Source organism: Parafannyhessea umbonata, from assembly GCF_900111255.1.
Taxonomy (GTDB): domain Bacteria; phylum Actinomycetota; class Coriobacteriia; order Coriobacteriales; family Atopobiaceae; genus Olsenella_J; species Olsenella_J umbonata_A.
On the sequence record NZ_FOGP01000001.1, the window covers coordinates 98,894 to 112,110 of the forward strand.

The 13,217-nt window shown below is 64.2% G+C and carries 14 protein-coding genes and 1 CRISPR repeat array; of the genes, 12 read left to right on the plus strand and 2 right to left on the minus strand.

Annotated features, from left to right (window positions below):
• Window positions 1-273: a CRISPR direct-repeat array (repeat unit 29 nt; unit sequence GTGCTCCCCGCACATGCGGGGATGATCCC).
• Between the two features lie 103 nt (window positions 274-376).
• Both BMY31_RS08890 and BMY31_RS08895 read right to left on the minus strand, forming a co-directional pair.
• The gene (locus BMY31_RS08890) at window positions 377-574 is read right to left on the minus strand and encodes an HNH endonuclease (RefSeq protein WP_257612359.1); all 198 of its coding nucleotides are present in this window, start codon (window positions 572-574) and stop codon (window positions 377-379) included.
• Between the two features lie 341 nt (window positions 575-915).
• The gene (locus BMY31_RS08895; protein ID WP_257612285.1) at window positions 916-1,326 is read right to left on the minus strand and encodes a hypothetical protein; all 411 of its coding nucleotides are present in this window, start codon (window positions 1,324-1,326) and stop codon (window positions 916-918) included.
• Between the two features lie 688 nt (window positions 1,327-2,014).
• On the opposite strand from BMY31_RS08895, the gene BMY31_RS00495 reads away from it, so the two are divergent.
• From BMY31_RS00495 to BMY31_RS00550, 12 genes are all read left to right on the plus strand, one after another.
• Complete coding sequence (locus BMY31_RS00495; protein ID WP_078686330.1) at window positions 2,015-2,779, plus strand: alpha/beta hydrolase family protein; 765 nt, start codon at window positions 2,015-2,017, stop codon at window positions 2,777-2,779.
• A 105-nt stretch (window positions 2,780-2,884) separates the two neighbouring features.
• On the plus strand, window positions 2,885-4,495 hold the full coding sequence (gene metG / locus BMY31_RS00500) for a methionine--tRNA ligase (RefSeq protein ID WP_091007342.1): 1,611 nt from the start codon (window positions 2,885-2,887) through the stop codon (window positions 4,493-4,495).
• A 24-nt stretch (window positions 4,496-4,519) separates the two neighbouring features.
• Window positions 4,520-5,431 (plus strand): 16S rRNA (adenine(1518)-N(6)/adenine(1519)-N(6))-dimethyltransferase RsmA, encoded by a 912-nt coding sequence (gene rsmA / locus BMY31_RS00505; protein WP_091007345.1) that lies wholly within the window; start codon window positions 4,520-4,522, stop codon window positions 5,429-5,431.
• 1 nt (window position 5,432) lies between these two features.
• The gene (locus BMY31_RS00510; RefSeq protein WP_091007348.1) at window positions 5,433-6,458 is read left to right on the plus strand and encodes a TatD family hydrolase; all 1,026 of its coding nucleotides are present in this window, start codon (window positions 5,433-5,435) and stop codon (window positions 6,456-6,458) included.
• Between the two features lie 64 nt (window positions 6,459-6,522).
• Complete coding sequence (locus BMY31_RS00515) at window positions 6,523-7,257, plus strand: ComF family protein (RefSeq protein WP_091007351.1); 735 nt, start codon at window positions 6,523-6,525, stop codon at window positions 7,255-7,257.
• 324 nt (window positions 7,258-7,581) lie between these two features.
• Window positions 7,582-8,541, plus strand: a complete 960-nt coding sequence (locus BMY31_RS00520; RefSeq protein WP_078686335.1) for a substrate-binding periplasmic protein — start codon at window positions 7,582-7,584, stop codon at window positions 8,539-8,541.
• A 131-nt stretch (window positions 8,542-8,672) separates the two neighbouring features.
• Window positions 8,673-9,257 carry a ribosome hibernation-promoting factor, HPF/YfiA family gene (gene hpf / locus BMY31_RS00525; RefSeq protein ID WP_078686336.1) on the plus strand — a complete coding sequence of 195 codons (585 nt, stop codon included), beginning with the start codon at window positions 8,673-8,675 and terminating at the stop codon, window positions 9,255-9,257.
• 19 nt (window positions 9,258-9,276) lie between these two features.
• Window positions 9,277-10,290: a DegV family protein gene (locus BMY31_RS00530; protein ID WP_078686337.1), complete on the plus strand. Its 1,014-nt coding sequence runs from the start codon at window positions 9,277-9,279 to the stop codon at window positions 10,288-10,290.
• 28 nt (window positions 10,291-10,318) lie between these two features.
• Entirely contained in the window at window positions 10,319-11,302 is a 984-nt protein-coding gene (locus tag BMY31_RS00535; protein ID WP_091007353.1) for an NAD(P)-dependent oxidoreductase, read from the plus strand.
• A 2-nt stretch (window positions 11,303-11,304) separates the two neighbouring features.
• A complete protein-coding gene (locus BMY31_RS00540) occupies window positions 11,305-11,733 on the plus strand; it encodes a hypothetical protein (protein WP_234970610.1) in 429 nt (142 codons plus the stop codon).
• Between the two features lie 9 nt (window positions 11,734-11,742).
• Complete coding sequence (locus tag BMY31_RS00545) at window positions 11,743-12,519, plus strand: NYN domain-containing protein (protein ID WP_078686339.1); 777 nt, start codon at window positions 11,743-11,745, stop codon at window positions 12,517-12,519.
• Window positions 12,520-12,537: 18 nt separating this feature from the next.
• Entirely contained in the window at window positions 12,538-13,113 is a 576-nt protein-coding gene (locus BMY31_RS00550) for a hypothetical protein (RefSeq protein ID WP_078686340.1), read from the plus strand.
• Window positions 13,114-13,217: the final 104 nt, after the last annotated feature.

The following is a 13,217-nucleotide window of genomic DNA, read 5'->3' on the forward strand; positions in this document are numbered from 1 at the left end:
GTGCTCCCCGCACATGCGGGGATGATCCCACCGATGTGCGCAACCTTGCCGCTGCCTTTAAGTGCTCCCCGCACATGCGGGGATGATCCCGGCATTACCACGGCGCGCGGCCTTCCCGCCGAGTGCTCCCCGCACATGCGGGAATGATCCCAATCGGCGACGCTATCCGTTTTTCAAGGTCCAGTGCTCCCCGCACTTGCGGGGATGATCCCGGCCGCGCCAAAGAGCATGCGCACAACAAGCGGTGCTCCCCGCACATGCGGGGATGAGTCACCACCCCGACCCGAACGACCCGGATATGGTCGACTCGCAGGGGGACGGGCAGTTCCCGGAGGGTATGTTCCGGTTCGAGAAGCAGATACGGTAGGGCGCGGGGCTAGAGCTCTTTCGCGGACTTGCCGTTGTTGCAGTCGTGGCAGAGGGTCCAGAGGTTCTCGGGCACGGTGAGGCCGCCAGCTGCGACGGGCACCTTGTGGTCGACCTCGAGCCTGGCGCCCTCGGCGGCGGTGCGCCCGCAGATCTGGCAGCGGTAGCCGTCGCGCTTGAGGATGTCGAAGCGCAGGCTCGGCGTCATGAGCGCGCGCTGGTGCTCGCGCGATGCCTCGTGGCGGGCGCGCTCCTCGCTTTCGACGAGGGCCTCGTAGACGTCCTGCGCGCCGAAGACGCGGTTGGCGATGTAGCGGTTACGCCCCTTGGGGGAGACGTAGGACCAGGCCCAGGTGATGTGCACGAGTTCGGCCTCGCGCAGTTGGCTGGTGGCCTGCTCATGCGGGGCATCGGCGTTCCAGAGGAGGTGCCACGGGACGGACGGGTGTGGCGTGCTGTCGATGATGGCGCGGGCCTCGGCTGCGTAGGCGCGCCAGGTCTCTGCTGGGACGGCGGCGAGCGAGGGCGCGCTGTCGGTCAGGTAGGCGCTCAGGCTTGCCGTGGGGTCATAGCGGTCGAAGGCGTCCTTGCTGGGAAGCGCGACGTGCTGCCTGAGGTGCGCGAGGGCGTCGACATCGGGGCCGAGGGCCTGGCGGTAGCGCTCGTTGAGGCCGCGCATCTGCGCGAGGCGGGGTGCGGCAGGCGCTCGACGAGGCGCCTGCGGGCGAGGCGGTTGAGCAGGATGGCGACGGCAACGAGCGCGGCGACGGCGAGCGTGACGAGCGTGGCCGTGGCCAGGAGGTCGAGCAGGCCGCGGGCGACGTCGCCGGCCTGCGAGAGGGTTGCGTTGTCGATCTGGTCCATGGTGCTCCTCGTGGCTGCGGTCGCGACGGAGGTCGCGGTGCCGGTCGCGCTCGATGCTGGTCGGTTGGGCGTAGTCTTCTTGGCGTGGATCACCATCGTAGACCACGTGGAGGGCGCGGAGGTGGCTGCGTGAGCCTGGCGTTGCGGCGGAGGCGGACGTGCCTTGCCCGGTGAGGTGCGGGCGCGGGGCAGGCTCTTCTCGGCTGCGTGGTGGCGCGTTTGCAGAAACGTCGCAGGGCGCGGGGGCTGGGGTGGGGCGCCTGCCTGCTGCTGTATAATCGCCTGTCGCGCCGTCGGGCGCCTTTCTCGCCTATTTGCTCTTCTCTCACGGCTGATGCATTTTGTTGTCTGGATAAGGATGGACAATAGCAGACGTGGGGACCTAGGCCGTTTTGCCGTTTCCAGGGGGTGATTGGCACGAGCGCAGCCGACTCGTGGCCTCTCGTTCTGTTCACGCTCTTCGTGTTCGAGCCGATGGCGTGGGGTTTACTTCGTGCTCAGGCTAAGGAGGCGCGACGCGCGCAAGCCGACGCGAGACGAGGGAATTCGCCGCCTGGAGGACGAGTGCGACTTCTGCGAGCCAACGGCCCCGTACAAAAACAGCCGCAGAATGGGACGATTGAATCGAAGCGGCAGGCACTGAGCCCACCGAGTGCATCCCATGACCCCAGCTATTTGCGGGTTCGTATGCCAATGGCAACGTTGCTGACATAAGCTGTATCGTGTCAAATGATGCTATGAGCACAATGACGGGGTGTACGGGACTACCTTACGGGGGCATGGAATGGGTTTCGAGGAGCGAGAGTACTGGTGCAGGCGCGAGGATAAGAGCATCTACGGGAAGCTGTTCCTTCCCGAGGGGTGGGAGGGGGGTCGGCCGCGTCCTACGGCCATCTTCTCTCACGGTTTGAGCACGAACCACGGAGACATGGAAGCCTACGCGCGGACCGCGGCAGGGCGCGGCATGGTGACCTATGTCTTCGACTTCTGCGGGGGCGGAAACTACAGCAGAAGCGACTGGCAGGACAACATGTCGCTTTTCACCGAGCAGCATGACCTCGAGTCTGTTGCCTGGGAGCTCTCACGCGAGCCGTTTGTGGACGCCAACAACGTGTTCCTCTGCGGATCGAGCCTCGGCGCAGCGGTGACGTTCATGGCCGCACGTGCGAACGCGGACCTGATCCGAGGGTGCGTCCTTCTCTACCCGGCATTCAACCTCTACGATTCGGTGCACGCGGCCTGTCCCAGGCGCGAGCTCATTCCCGAATCCTATCGCGTCATGAAGATGAACGTGAGCGGTGACTTCCTCAGGTCCTGCTACGACTACGACTTCTTCGAGCACGCACCCGCCTTTCCTGGGGACGTGCTTATATTCCACGGGGACTCCGACGAGGTGGTGCCTCTGTCCTATTCCGAGCGCGCGGCGTCGCTTCTGCCCCAGTGTGAGCTTCGCGTCATTCCTGGAGGAGGCCACGGCTTTACCGGCGATCGATACTGGCAGGTCGTGGACCAGGCTGCGGAGTGGCTGTGGTCGCGATTTGCACGTTAGGCTTGTTGGGTGGTGCATCGAACATCGGCCTGTTGTCCGCTGTATAATCTGCATTCGTGTGCGCTGCGCACCTTCCCAAAAATCCGTCATTAGGAGATACGCACCATGGCCGACAAGCCCTCGTTCTACATCACCACGCCCATCTACTACGTCAACGCCGCGCCCCACCTGGGAACTGCGTACTGCACCATGCTGTGCGACGTGCAGGCGCGCTACCGTCGCGCCGCCGGCTATGACGTGAAGTTCCTCACGGGCATGGACGAGCATGGCCAGAAGGTCGAGGAGGCCGGCGCCTCCCACGGCATGAAGCCGCAGGAGTGGTGCGACAGTCAGGAGCCGCTCTTCAAGGACCTGTGGAAGCAGATCGAGATCTCGAACGACGACTTCATCCGCACCACGCAGCAGCGCCAGTACAAGGCTGTTCAGTACCTGTGGGAGCGCATGAAGGAGTCGGGCTACCTGTACAAGGGCAGCTACGATGGCTGGTACTGCGTGCCTGAGGAGACCTACTTCACCGAGAACCAGGTCCGCAAGTCCGACGAGGCGAACGAGACCGTGGGGCAGCACCTCTGCCCCGACTGCGGCCGTCCCCTCGAGCGCGTCCAGGAGGAGTCCTACTTCTTCAAGCTCTCCGCGTTCCAGGACAAGCTGCTCAAGTTCTACGACGAGCACCCCGACTTCGTCCAGCCCGCCTTCCGCATGAACGAGGTTCGCAGCTTCGTCGAGGGTGGCCTGCAGGACCTTTCCGTCTCGCGCACCAGCTTCGACTGGGGCATCCCCGTTCCGTTTGACGGCAAGCACGTCACCTACGTCTGGTTCGACGCACTGCTCAACTACATGACCGCCGTGGGCTACGGCGACGACAGCGACGAGGCCAAGGCCGAGCTCGCCCGTCGCTGGCCCGCGCAGTACCACGTGGTCGGCAAGGACATCATCCGCTTCCACTGCGTTATCTGGCCGGCAATGCTCATGGCCATTGGCGAGGCCCTTCCCTCCCACGTCTTTGCGCACGGCTTCCTGACGGTCCGCAACAGCGAGACCGGCAAGGCCGAGAAGATGTCCAAGTCGCGCGGCAACGCCATCGCTCCCCAGGACGTCATCGACCTTCTGGGCGTCGAGGGCTACCGCTACTACTTCATGACCGACGTTACCCACGGCGAGGACTCGGCCATCAGCTTCGAGCGTATGGAGCAGGTCTACAACGCCGACCTGGCCAACAGCTGGGGCAACCTGGTCAGTCGCGCCCTCAACATGAGCGCCAAGTACTTCGACGGCAAGACCCCCGAGCTCGACGAGGGCTGGGAGCAGCGTGACAACCCGCTGCGCGCCATCGCCCTGGGCATCGAGGGCCGCTATGCCAAGTGCATGGACTCCCTCGACTACGTCGGCGCCAAGGACGTCGTCATGGAGCTCGTTCACGCGGCGAACCACTACATCGAGGATTCCGCGCCCTGGGCGGTCGCGAAGGATCCCGCCCGTGCCGGCGAGCTTCGGGACATCATCGTCAATCTGCTCGAGTCCATTCGAATCTGCGCGCACCTGCTTGCCCCCATCATGCCCGAGACCTCGGTCGAGGTCCTGCGTCGCATGAGCCTCGAGGAAGAGGCCGCAACGGACGACCTTGCGGGCGTCTGCGAGTGGGGCCAGCTCAAGGGCGGTGTTGACGTAACCAAGGGCGAAGCGCTCTTCCCGCGGCTCGCTTCCCAGAAGAAATAGCGGCGACGAAAGGCGGTAGGGCGCATGGCACACTCCTGGCTCGCCAACGTTCGCGAGACCAAGGCGGTCTTGGAGGACTTCGGCCTGTACACCAAGCATCGCCTTGGACAGAACTTCCTGGTGAACGACGACGTCATCGGGAATATCCTCGACCTTGCCCAGTTGGGCGAGAAGGACGTGGTCTTCGAGGTCGGACCCGGCGTTGGGACCCTGACCGTCGCCATGCTCCCGCTCGCGGGGGCGGTCTGCTCCGTCGAGGCGGACCGAACCCTCGAGCCGGTGCTCGCCGAGACCTGCGCCAAGGACTCCGAGCGCTTCGCCCTGATCATGGGCGACGCGCTCAAGGTCGATGGCCAGCGCCTGGCCGAGGCCGTCTTGGGTCTCGAGATAGAGGGCCTCGATCCGGCTCCAACCAAGCTCGTCTCGAACCTACCGTATCAGGTGGCGGCCACCATCATCCTGCGCAGCCTGCAGACCATTCCCTCGCTCAGTCGTGAGGTGGTCATGGTCCAGGCCGAGGTCGCCAATCGCATTGCGGCGCGTCCCGGCACGCGTGCCTTTGGCGCGTACACCGCAAAGCTCGCTCTCTACGGCGAGGTGACCGGCCGCTTCGAGGTGGGGCCGGGCAATTTCATGCCGCCTCCCCACGTCGACTCCGCCGTGGTGCGCATTGACCGCAGGCCGGCCGTCGACCCACAGACCGGCGAGGTCCTCTCGCCCGAGCGCCTTGCGCACGCAGCTGCGGTGATCGATGCCGCGTTCGCCCAGAAGCGCAAGACCATCCGCAATTCCATGGCCTCGAGCGGCTTCGACAAGGCTGCGCTCGACGCGGCCTTCGAGAGGGCGGGCGTTTCTCCCACGGCTCGCGCGGAGGCGCTCGAGCTCTCCGACTTTATCACGCTTGCGGCCCGGCTCGAGCTTCCCGAGGGGCGCTAGCATGGCCCAGGAGTGCGTCAACCACGATGCCCTTACGCTCGATGACGGCGTGCTGTTCCACAACCGCAAGGGTCGCGCCATCGAGTTGCCCCAGCCCCTCGCGCCCCTTGCGGACACGCATGGCCACCTGACGAGCTTTCGCAAGCATGACGCGTCGATTGCCATCTGCCGCGCCGCCCTCGCGGGCGTTCGCATGCTGGTGGTGCCCATCGATCCCGTCGACGAGTTCCCGCGCAAGTTCGAGGACGCCCCGGCGTTTCTGGACTGGCTCGCACGCCAGGTTGACGAGGCGTCCCGTCGCATCGAGCGCTGCGCGGAGCGGGGCCTCGTGCCCCCCACGTTCGACGAGGGCGCGTTTGGCAAGGTCGCGCCCCTGGTCGAAAACGTCCGTCTCGTAGCGGGCGCCCATCCCTATGGGGCGGCCGAGCTCACGGACGAGGCCCTGTCCCGCATGGACGCCCTTCTTGCCAGCCCGCTCTGCGTGGGCGTGGGAGAGATTGGCGTCGACTTCGGTCCCTACAACGAGCTTCCCGCGGACGTTCAGGAGCGCGCGCTGCGCATCCAGCTGCGCCGCGCCCACGAGCTCGACCTGCCCGTCGAGCTGCACGTGCGCGACAACCCCGAGGACGAGTCCTGCCAGGCACATGTCCTGGTGGCCCGCGTGCTCGAGGAGGAGGGCGTTCCCCGACGGGGCTGCGACCTACACTGCTTCACGCAGGGGCCCGAGGTCATGAGGCCCTTCGTGGACCTAGGCTGCCACATCGCCTTTGGCGGCGCCATGACCTTCAATCGCTCCGAAGACATCCGTCTTGCCGCGGCGGAGTGTCCCTCCGAGCTCCTGTTCGTCGAGACCGACTCTCCTTATATGGCGCCCGTGCCGCTACGCGGCGAAGAGTGCGAGCCGGCCATGGTCGCATTCAGCGCGGGCCGTCTGGCCGATGTGAGGGCGGAGGCCGGCCACACGCGTCAGGCTACCTATGACGCGCTGTGGAGAAACGCCCGCGACTTCTTCGAGCCGCGCCGTTAGCCGCTCCACGCGCTGGGTAGAACTCCACTAACCAGCGACCCCCATCGCAGGCTTGAGGGACATCATGCGCAGCTTTGGCCAGATGGCCGGACGTCTTGGCAACGACATGCTCGAGCTGCTGTACCCGACGCGCTGCGTGGGCTGTGACCTTCCCGGCGAGCTCCTGTGCGCAGAATGCCGCGACTCCCTGGAATGGATCGACCAACGCTGGGCCTGCCCCGTATGCGGGGCACCCTTCGGCTGGCTCACCTGCACGGAGTGCGATGGCGCGTGGGAGACACGCGCCACCGTCTGCGCGCTTTCGTTTTGCGGGACGGCCGCGCGCATGGTCGCAATCTACAAGGACCATGGCGAGAAGCGCCTGGCCCCCATCATAGCGGCGGCTATGGCATGCGCGCTGGACGAGGCCTCCGCATGGGCCGCCCCAGACGGGGAGCCGCGCTTCTCGGCAGAGGGCGCCGATGCGCTCTGCTTCGTGCCGGCGACGAAGATCGCCTATGCCAGGAGGGGATTCGACCACATGGAGGGCGTCTCTCGTGTCCTCGCCCGCGAGCTCGGCCTGCCACTTGCCGATATCCTCGTGCGTGGTAAGGCACGCGACCAGCGCGAACTTGGGCGAGAGGAAAGGACGCGAAACCTTGCGGGCACCGTCGAGGTGATCGACGACGTGTGCGGTCTTGACCTGCTGTTGGTTGACGATGTCGTCACGACGGGCTCGAGCGTGCGCGAGTGCGCCCGAAGCCTTCTGGGACGCGGCGCGAGGTCGGTCACGGCCTGCGCCCTCGCTCGCGTATGGTGAGAGCGCAGGTGCTTCCAACTTGGTATACTTGCAGCAAGTCTTATCCAGGTCTGTGGTTGCGGAGGTGATCTCCTCCTAGTTCATGGCAGACGAGGCCAAAAGGATCCACGTAAGTTCGGGCGTGCGCGCCCGAGCGAGCATGGCTCGTCCTAGAAGTAAGACGCACCGCCCGCAACTCTTGAGGCATACGGCCTCACGGGCGAGAGGGCCAGTAGTGGGGGGCCGTGTAGCCCCGAAGCGACCGTCCCAGTGTGCGAGTGTGGGGTCAAATACCAGGTCAGCTGGATAAGACGCTCTATACGCATAAGAGTGAAGGTAGACAGCATGAGAATAAACGGCGCCCGCGTCACCCTACTCGCAGCTTCAGCGGCAGCGCTCACGCTCGGTCTTTCGGCATGTGACGTTCCATTTGTCACACAGACCCCCTCGGTCGAGCAGGCAAAGGTCCAACAGACCGAATCCCTCTCTGCAAAGGTCGACTCGTCATCGCTGGTCGAGGATGGCTACCTCACGGTAGGTCTGCGCACGTCACGCACGACCGCGCCGTTCTGCATCACCGGCGACGACGATGCCGTCATGGGCATGGACGTCGACGTCGCTTCGGCCCTGGCCGACCAGCTTGGCCTCAAGGTCAAGTTCGTGCAGGTTACCAGTGCAAGCAAGTCGCTCGGGCAGACTTGCGACATCGTCATGGACATGAGCGACAGCAGTGACGGGGACGTGAAGGTGGTCGGCTCCTATGCGGAGTCGACCACCGCGTTCTTCCGCAAGGGGAATGACGGCGTCGTTAAGGTCGACGACCTGTCCTCCAAGGTCGTCGGCATCCAGGGCGGATCGGTCTCCCAGAAGGCGCTTCAGGACACTGGCCTGGTGGTTCAGGAGAAGACCTTCGACAACCTGAACAAGGCCTTCGACGCGCTCGCGGCCGGCAACGTCGACTACGTGCTGTGCGACGCCTACTCGGGTGCATATCTCTCGGCCCACTTCAACGGCATCAGTTTCTGCGGCACCCTCGACGAGCCCGTCGTGCAGGGCGTCGCCGTGTCGTCGAGCAACGAGTCGCTCCAGAGCGCGGTCTCCGAGGCGCTCTCTGCCATCCAGTCGAACGGCCAGGTCGACGTCATCCGCTGCAGGTGGGTTGGCGGAATGACCACCATCACCTCTGACCAGCAGATCAAGGACATTCCTGCCAAGCAGCAGGAGGAGGCGCAGCCCGCGGATGCGACTGACGCGGACAATCCCGGCGACGGCTCGACCGCTGGCTCGAACGCGGCCATCATCTAAGTCGCTAGCACTTCTCTCCCATTAAAATGTTCGCCATTCGTCGAAAGGAAGAATGATTTAGTGGCAAGAGAATGGGTATGAGAAGAACGCGCAGCTCCTAACGGAGGAAAACGCGAGTTTAGGAGGAACCTATGGTAGACATCAAGATCTCAGGGCGTAAGGTCTCGGTTACCGATTCCATGCGCGAGCATGTGAACGAGAAGATCGGCGAAGCCCTTAAGGTATTTGACATCAAGCCTATGTCCTGCGACGTGGTTCTGCGTGTTGACAGAAAGCGCACTGATCCCGACCGCAAGAAGTGCGAGGTCACCGTCTACGTTCGCGACAATGTCGTTCGCGTCGAGGCCTCCGACAACGACATGTACGGCGCAATCGACACCGCCGCCATCAAGGTCAGTCGCCAGCTCCGCAAGTACAAGACGCGCATCATCGACCACAAGCACCACTCCGCTCGCGAGGACGTCAGAATCTCCCTTGAGCCCGTCGCGGACCTGGCCGAGCTGATTGACGACGAGGACGACGCCCTCGTCCGCGAGAAGTTCGTCGACCTCAGGCCCATGAGCGAGGAGGAGGCCCTGGTCCAGACCGACCTGCTCGGTCACGATTTCTATGTTTTCGAAAATGCGGCCACTGGTCTCATCAACGTAATCTATCACCGTCATAATGGGGGTTACGGAATCATCAAGCCCAAGTTCGAGTTCGAGGACGAGGCTTAAAGCACATTAAGGACAGTTAATGGGTCAAGGCAATCCCACAACTGATGAGTCTCAGGTTTCGGCCGGCGCCAGTGGCGCCGGCCGCGCCTATCATCAGAAGAGCAATGTAAAGATCATCGTCGACTCCACCGCTGACTACGCCCCCGAGGTCGTTCGTCAGCTCGGCGTCGAGGTCATCCCGTTCACCTACGTCACGCCCGAGGGCGAGAAGGTGGACGACATGTGGCAGACGTCCGATCCGCATGAGTTCTACGAGCACATGCGCAAGAACCCGGACGAGCACTACACCACCTGCGCCGTCACTCCCGGTCGCTACTTCGACGTGTTCGAGCGTGCGGCCAAGGAGGGCGTCCCGACCATCTACATGGGCCTTACCGAGGGACTTTCCTCCTCCATCAACTCGGCGCGCCAGGCTGCGGAGATGATCCGCGAGAAGTACCCGGACTTTGAGATCTACGTTCTGGACAACAAGGTTGACTCCGCCGCCGGCGAGCTTCTGGCGATTGAGGTCGTCCACCAGGCCGAGAGCGGCCTTTCCGCGCGGGAGCTGTTCGAGTGGGCGGAGGACGCCCGCAACTTCATCCACGGCTACTTCACCCTGGACAGCTTCGACGCGCTCGCGGCGGGCGGGCGCATTCCTCCCGCGGCGGCGACCGTGGGCGGCAAGCTCGACATCAAGCCCGAGCTCTCGTACGACCTCAACGGCGCGCTGACGCTGCGTGGCATGTGCCGCGGCCGCAAGAAGGCGCTCAAGGCCATCATGCAGGACTTCCGCGACAACTACGCTCATGACCCCTCGCTTCCCCTTGCCATCGTCTCGACGGATGCCGAGAAGGACGCGGACTGGCTTGAGCGCGAGGTCCGCAAGGAGAAGGGCTGCGAGGACGTTGCAATCATCCGCAGCACCGTTTCGCCCATCCTGGGCTCCCACGTGGGCCCCGGCATGGTCGCCCTCGTGTTCTGGGGCGTCGACCGTCGCGAGAAGATCTCTCTGACCGACCGCATCGCCCGCAAGGTCAAGCGCGGCGAGTAGCGCGACTAGCAGAAAAGGACTTGATCTTATGGCAGTAGTGCGCGTGCATGACGTTGCGTTCATCGGCACCGGCATCATGGGTGCCCCCATCTGCGAGCACATCATGGAGGCCGGCTATTCGCTGACCGTCTACAACCGAAGCAAGGAGAGGGCCGAGCATCTCATCGAGAAGGGTGCCGCGTGGGCCGATTCTCCCGCGGCGGCTGCGGCCAAGGCCGACGTCGTCTTCACCATGCTAGGCTTTCCCGATGACGTCGAGGAGGTCTACTTCGGCAAGAACGGCCTGCTCGAGGGCAGCAAGAAGGGCGCGTGGCTCGTCGACCTGACCACCAGCGCGCCCGAGCTTGCACGTGAGCTCCATGACGCGGCCGAGGTCATGGACAAGCACTCGTTCGACTGCCCCGTCACCGGCGGCCAGTCGGGTGCACAGGACGGCACGCTGACCCTCATGGTCGGCGCCGACGAGCAGACGACGGCGATCCTCAGGCCTTTGCTCGAGTCCTTCTCGTCCAAGATCTACTACTTCGGCAAGGCTGGCGACGGCCAGGCGGCCAAGCTCTGCAACCAGGTCTCCCTGGCCTCCTGTATGGTCGGCTACGCCGACGCGCTTGCGCTGGCGAAGCAGTCCGGCCTTGACCTTGACCAGATCGTCGACGTGATGTGCGACGGCATGGGCGGCTCGGTGGCGATGGAGCGCCTGGCGCCCAAGTCCGTGGAGGGCGACTTCCGACCGGGCTTCCTGTCCGAGCACATGCGCAAGGACATCGCGCTCGCGCTGCGCCACGCCGAGGACCTCGACCTGAAGCTCCCCGGCGCAGAGACCGCGTTCAACCTGTATGACGTGCTGTGCCAGATCGGCGGAAAGCGTCTGGGCACCCAGGCCATCTCCGTCCTCTACGAGGACGAGGCCGAGGCGGCCGCGGCGGGGCTTGACTGGTCCCTTATCGAGCCTGCGGCCGATGACGCGCACGAGCACCACCACTGTCACCATCACCATCACGGGGAGGAGTAGACTTGGTCGCTTTCTCGATGGCAATCGTCGCAATTCTCCTCTTGCTCTTTGGCATCATCCTTGGCGTGCGAATTGGTGGCGAGCTGGCTCGCTCGTGCGTGACCAAGAAGGAATATTGGACTGCCAACCTCAAGATCATTGGGGTTGGCGTCGTTGTATCTGCAATCGTCTCCGCAACGGGCTGGATCATGCTCGCGGGCATTCCCGTTGGTGGCATGGCTGGGGCCATCGCGGCGCTCAAGATGGACTTCGGCGAGAGCGTCGGTCCCTGGAAGTTCCACGACACCTTCTTCAGGGTCAACAAGGACCAGGTCAGGCGCGCGGGCAACGCCAACGCCGAAGCCGTTCGCCGCGCGCGTCGCGACGGCACTCCCGAGCCTGAGATCATCAGCGTCCAAGATGATGCGGATGACGCGAACAAAGGAGAATAGGAGGGGCGCATGAGCGAGAACAGCCAAAGCTCCCTTGCGGTCCTAATTGACTATGAGAACCTTGCCCTGGGAACGGGCAAGAGGAAGAGGAACGGCCACCAGGAGCCTGGTCCCAGGCCGGACGTGAAGCGCATCCTCGAGCGTCTGGTTGACAAGGGGAGGATCGCCGCGAAGCGCGCGTATTGCGACTGGCAGCGCTTCGATGACGCCATCACGCCCCTGCACGAGCTCGGAATCGAGCTAATCGAGATCCCCGACAGGGCGTTTACCGGCAAGAACTCGGCCGACATCCGCCTCTCGGTCGACGCGATGGAGATGGCGCTCACAAAGGAGCACATCGACACCTTCGCGATTCTCTCGGGGGACTCGGACTTCTCGCCGCTCGTTGCCAAGCTCAAGGAGTTTGGCAAGACGGTCATCGGCGTGGGCATGAAGCAGGCCACGAGCTCGCTTCTGACCGAGGTCTGCGACGAGTTCATCTTCTACGAGGACATCGTTTCCGCCGGCGGCGTGCCGGACTTCTCGCCCAAGGTGTCCAAGGACAAGCACCCTTGCTACAAGCTCCTGTTCGAGACTATTGACGCCCTCCAGGGCGAGAGCGACTCCGCGATCCTGGCATCGCGCCTGAAGGACACCATGAAGCGCAAGCGTCCGCAGTTCAGCGAGAGGAGCTATGGCTACCGCTCGTTCTCGATGCTCCTGCGCGAGGCATCCAAGCTTGGTTTTATCGACATCCACCAGGACCCCAAGAGCGGAACCGTCATGGTGGACGGTTTCTGCGAATAGCACTGAGAAAGGAACGACATGGCAGAAGACAGCAACAGGGAAGAGCAGGCGCTCTCCGCGCTTATGGACCAGCTTGCGGGCTCCAACCGCCGTCGTCGCCAGGAGGCGGCGCGACTTGTCGCGGCGATTGCCGCGGCCAGCCCCGACCAGCTTCTTGACTACACCGACGATCTGCTCGAGGCGCTCGAGCGTCCCGAGGCCCAGACCCGTTGGCAGGTGCTCGACACCCTCACTCTCATGGCTGCGGTAGACAGCGACAAGGTCGCGGAGGCCTTCGACGGTGCGGAGGCATCGCTGTTTGACGACAGCTCCGCCGCGGTGCGCCTGTCTGCCTTCAAGTTCCTCGCGCGCCTTGGTGCCTCCTCGCCCGAGAACGCGGACAAGGTCTGGCCGCTGCTCGACGAGGCGATTCAGTGCTACCACGGCGACCCCGAGTACCACGACATGCTCGTGGCGCTCCTGGACTTCGCCAAGGGCTCCATCTCGCCCGCCGTGGCCTCGGCGCTCCGCGACCGCGTCGCATTCGACGCGGAGAACGGACACGGATACGTCAAGGGCTTCTCCGCGGAGATTATCGCGGCCCTCGCGGAGTAGCGTCTGGCCGTCGGGGTAGGTTCAGAACCTGTTAAGCGATGACCGTTCCTCGTGGCACTTACCGCCGCGCAGGTCGTGCCCGCATCGTTTGTAGTAGCATTTTT

What these genes read in the sequence shown, in the direction of transcription:
- BMY31_RS00545 (WP_078686339.1), top strand. Translation starts at nt 11,743, where the DNA reads ATGAGCGAGAACAGCCAAAGCTCCCTTGCGGTCCTAATTGACTATGAG.
- BMY31_RS00495 (WP_078686330.1), top strand. Translation starts at nt 2,015, where the DNA reads ATGGGTTTCGAGGAGCGAGAGTACTGGTGCAGGCGCGAGGATAAGAGC.
- BMY31_RS00535 (WP_091007353.1), top strand. Translation starts at nt 10,319, where the DNA reads ATGGCAGTAGTGCGCGTGCATGACGTTGCGTTCATCGGCACCGGCATC.
- BMY31_RS08890 (WP_257612359.1), bottom strand. Translation starts at nt 574, where the DNA reads ATGACGCCGAGCCTGCGCTTCGACATCCTCAAGCGCGACGGCTACCGC.
- BMY31_RS00530 (WP_078686337.1), top strand. Translation starts at nt 9,277, where the DNA reads ATGGGTCAAGGCAATCCCACAACTGATGAGTCTCAGGTTTCGGCCGGC.
- BMY31_RS08895 (WP_257612285.1), bottom strand. Translation starts at nt 1,326, where the DNA reads ATGGTGATCCACGCCAAGAAGACTACGCCCAACCGACCAGCATCGAGC.
- BMY31_RS00510 (WP_091007348.1), top strand. Translation starts at nt 5,433, where the DNA reads ATGGCCCAGGAGTGCGTCAACCACGATGCCCTTACGCTCGATGACGGC.
- BMY31_RS00520 (WP_078686335.1), top strand. Translation starts at nt 7,582, where the DNA reads ATGAGAATAAACGGCGCCCGCGTCACCCTACTCGCAGCTTCAGCGGCA.
- metG (WP_091007342.1), top strand. Translation starts at nt 2,885, where the DNA reads ATGGCCGACAAGCCCTCGTTCTACATCACCACGCCCATCTACTACGTC.
- rsmA (WP_091007345.1), top strand. Translation starts at nt 4,520, where the DNA reads ATGGCACACTCCTGGCTCGCCAACGTTCGCGAGACCAAGGCGGTCTTG.
- BMY31_RS00550 (WP_078686340.1), top strand. Translation starts at nt 12,538, where the DNA reads ATGGCAGAAGACAGCAACAGGGAAGAGCAGGCGCTCTCCGCGCTTATG.
- BMY31_RS00515 (WP_091007351.1), top strand. Translation starts at nt 6,523, where the DNA reads ATGCGCAGCTTTGGCCAGATGGCCGGACGTCTTGGCAACGACATGCTC.
- hpf (WP_078686336.1), top strand. Translation starts at nt 8,673, where the DNA reads ATGGTAGACATCAAGATCTCAGGGCGTAAGGTCTCGGTTACCGATTCC.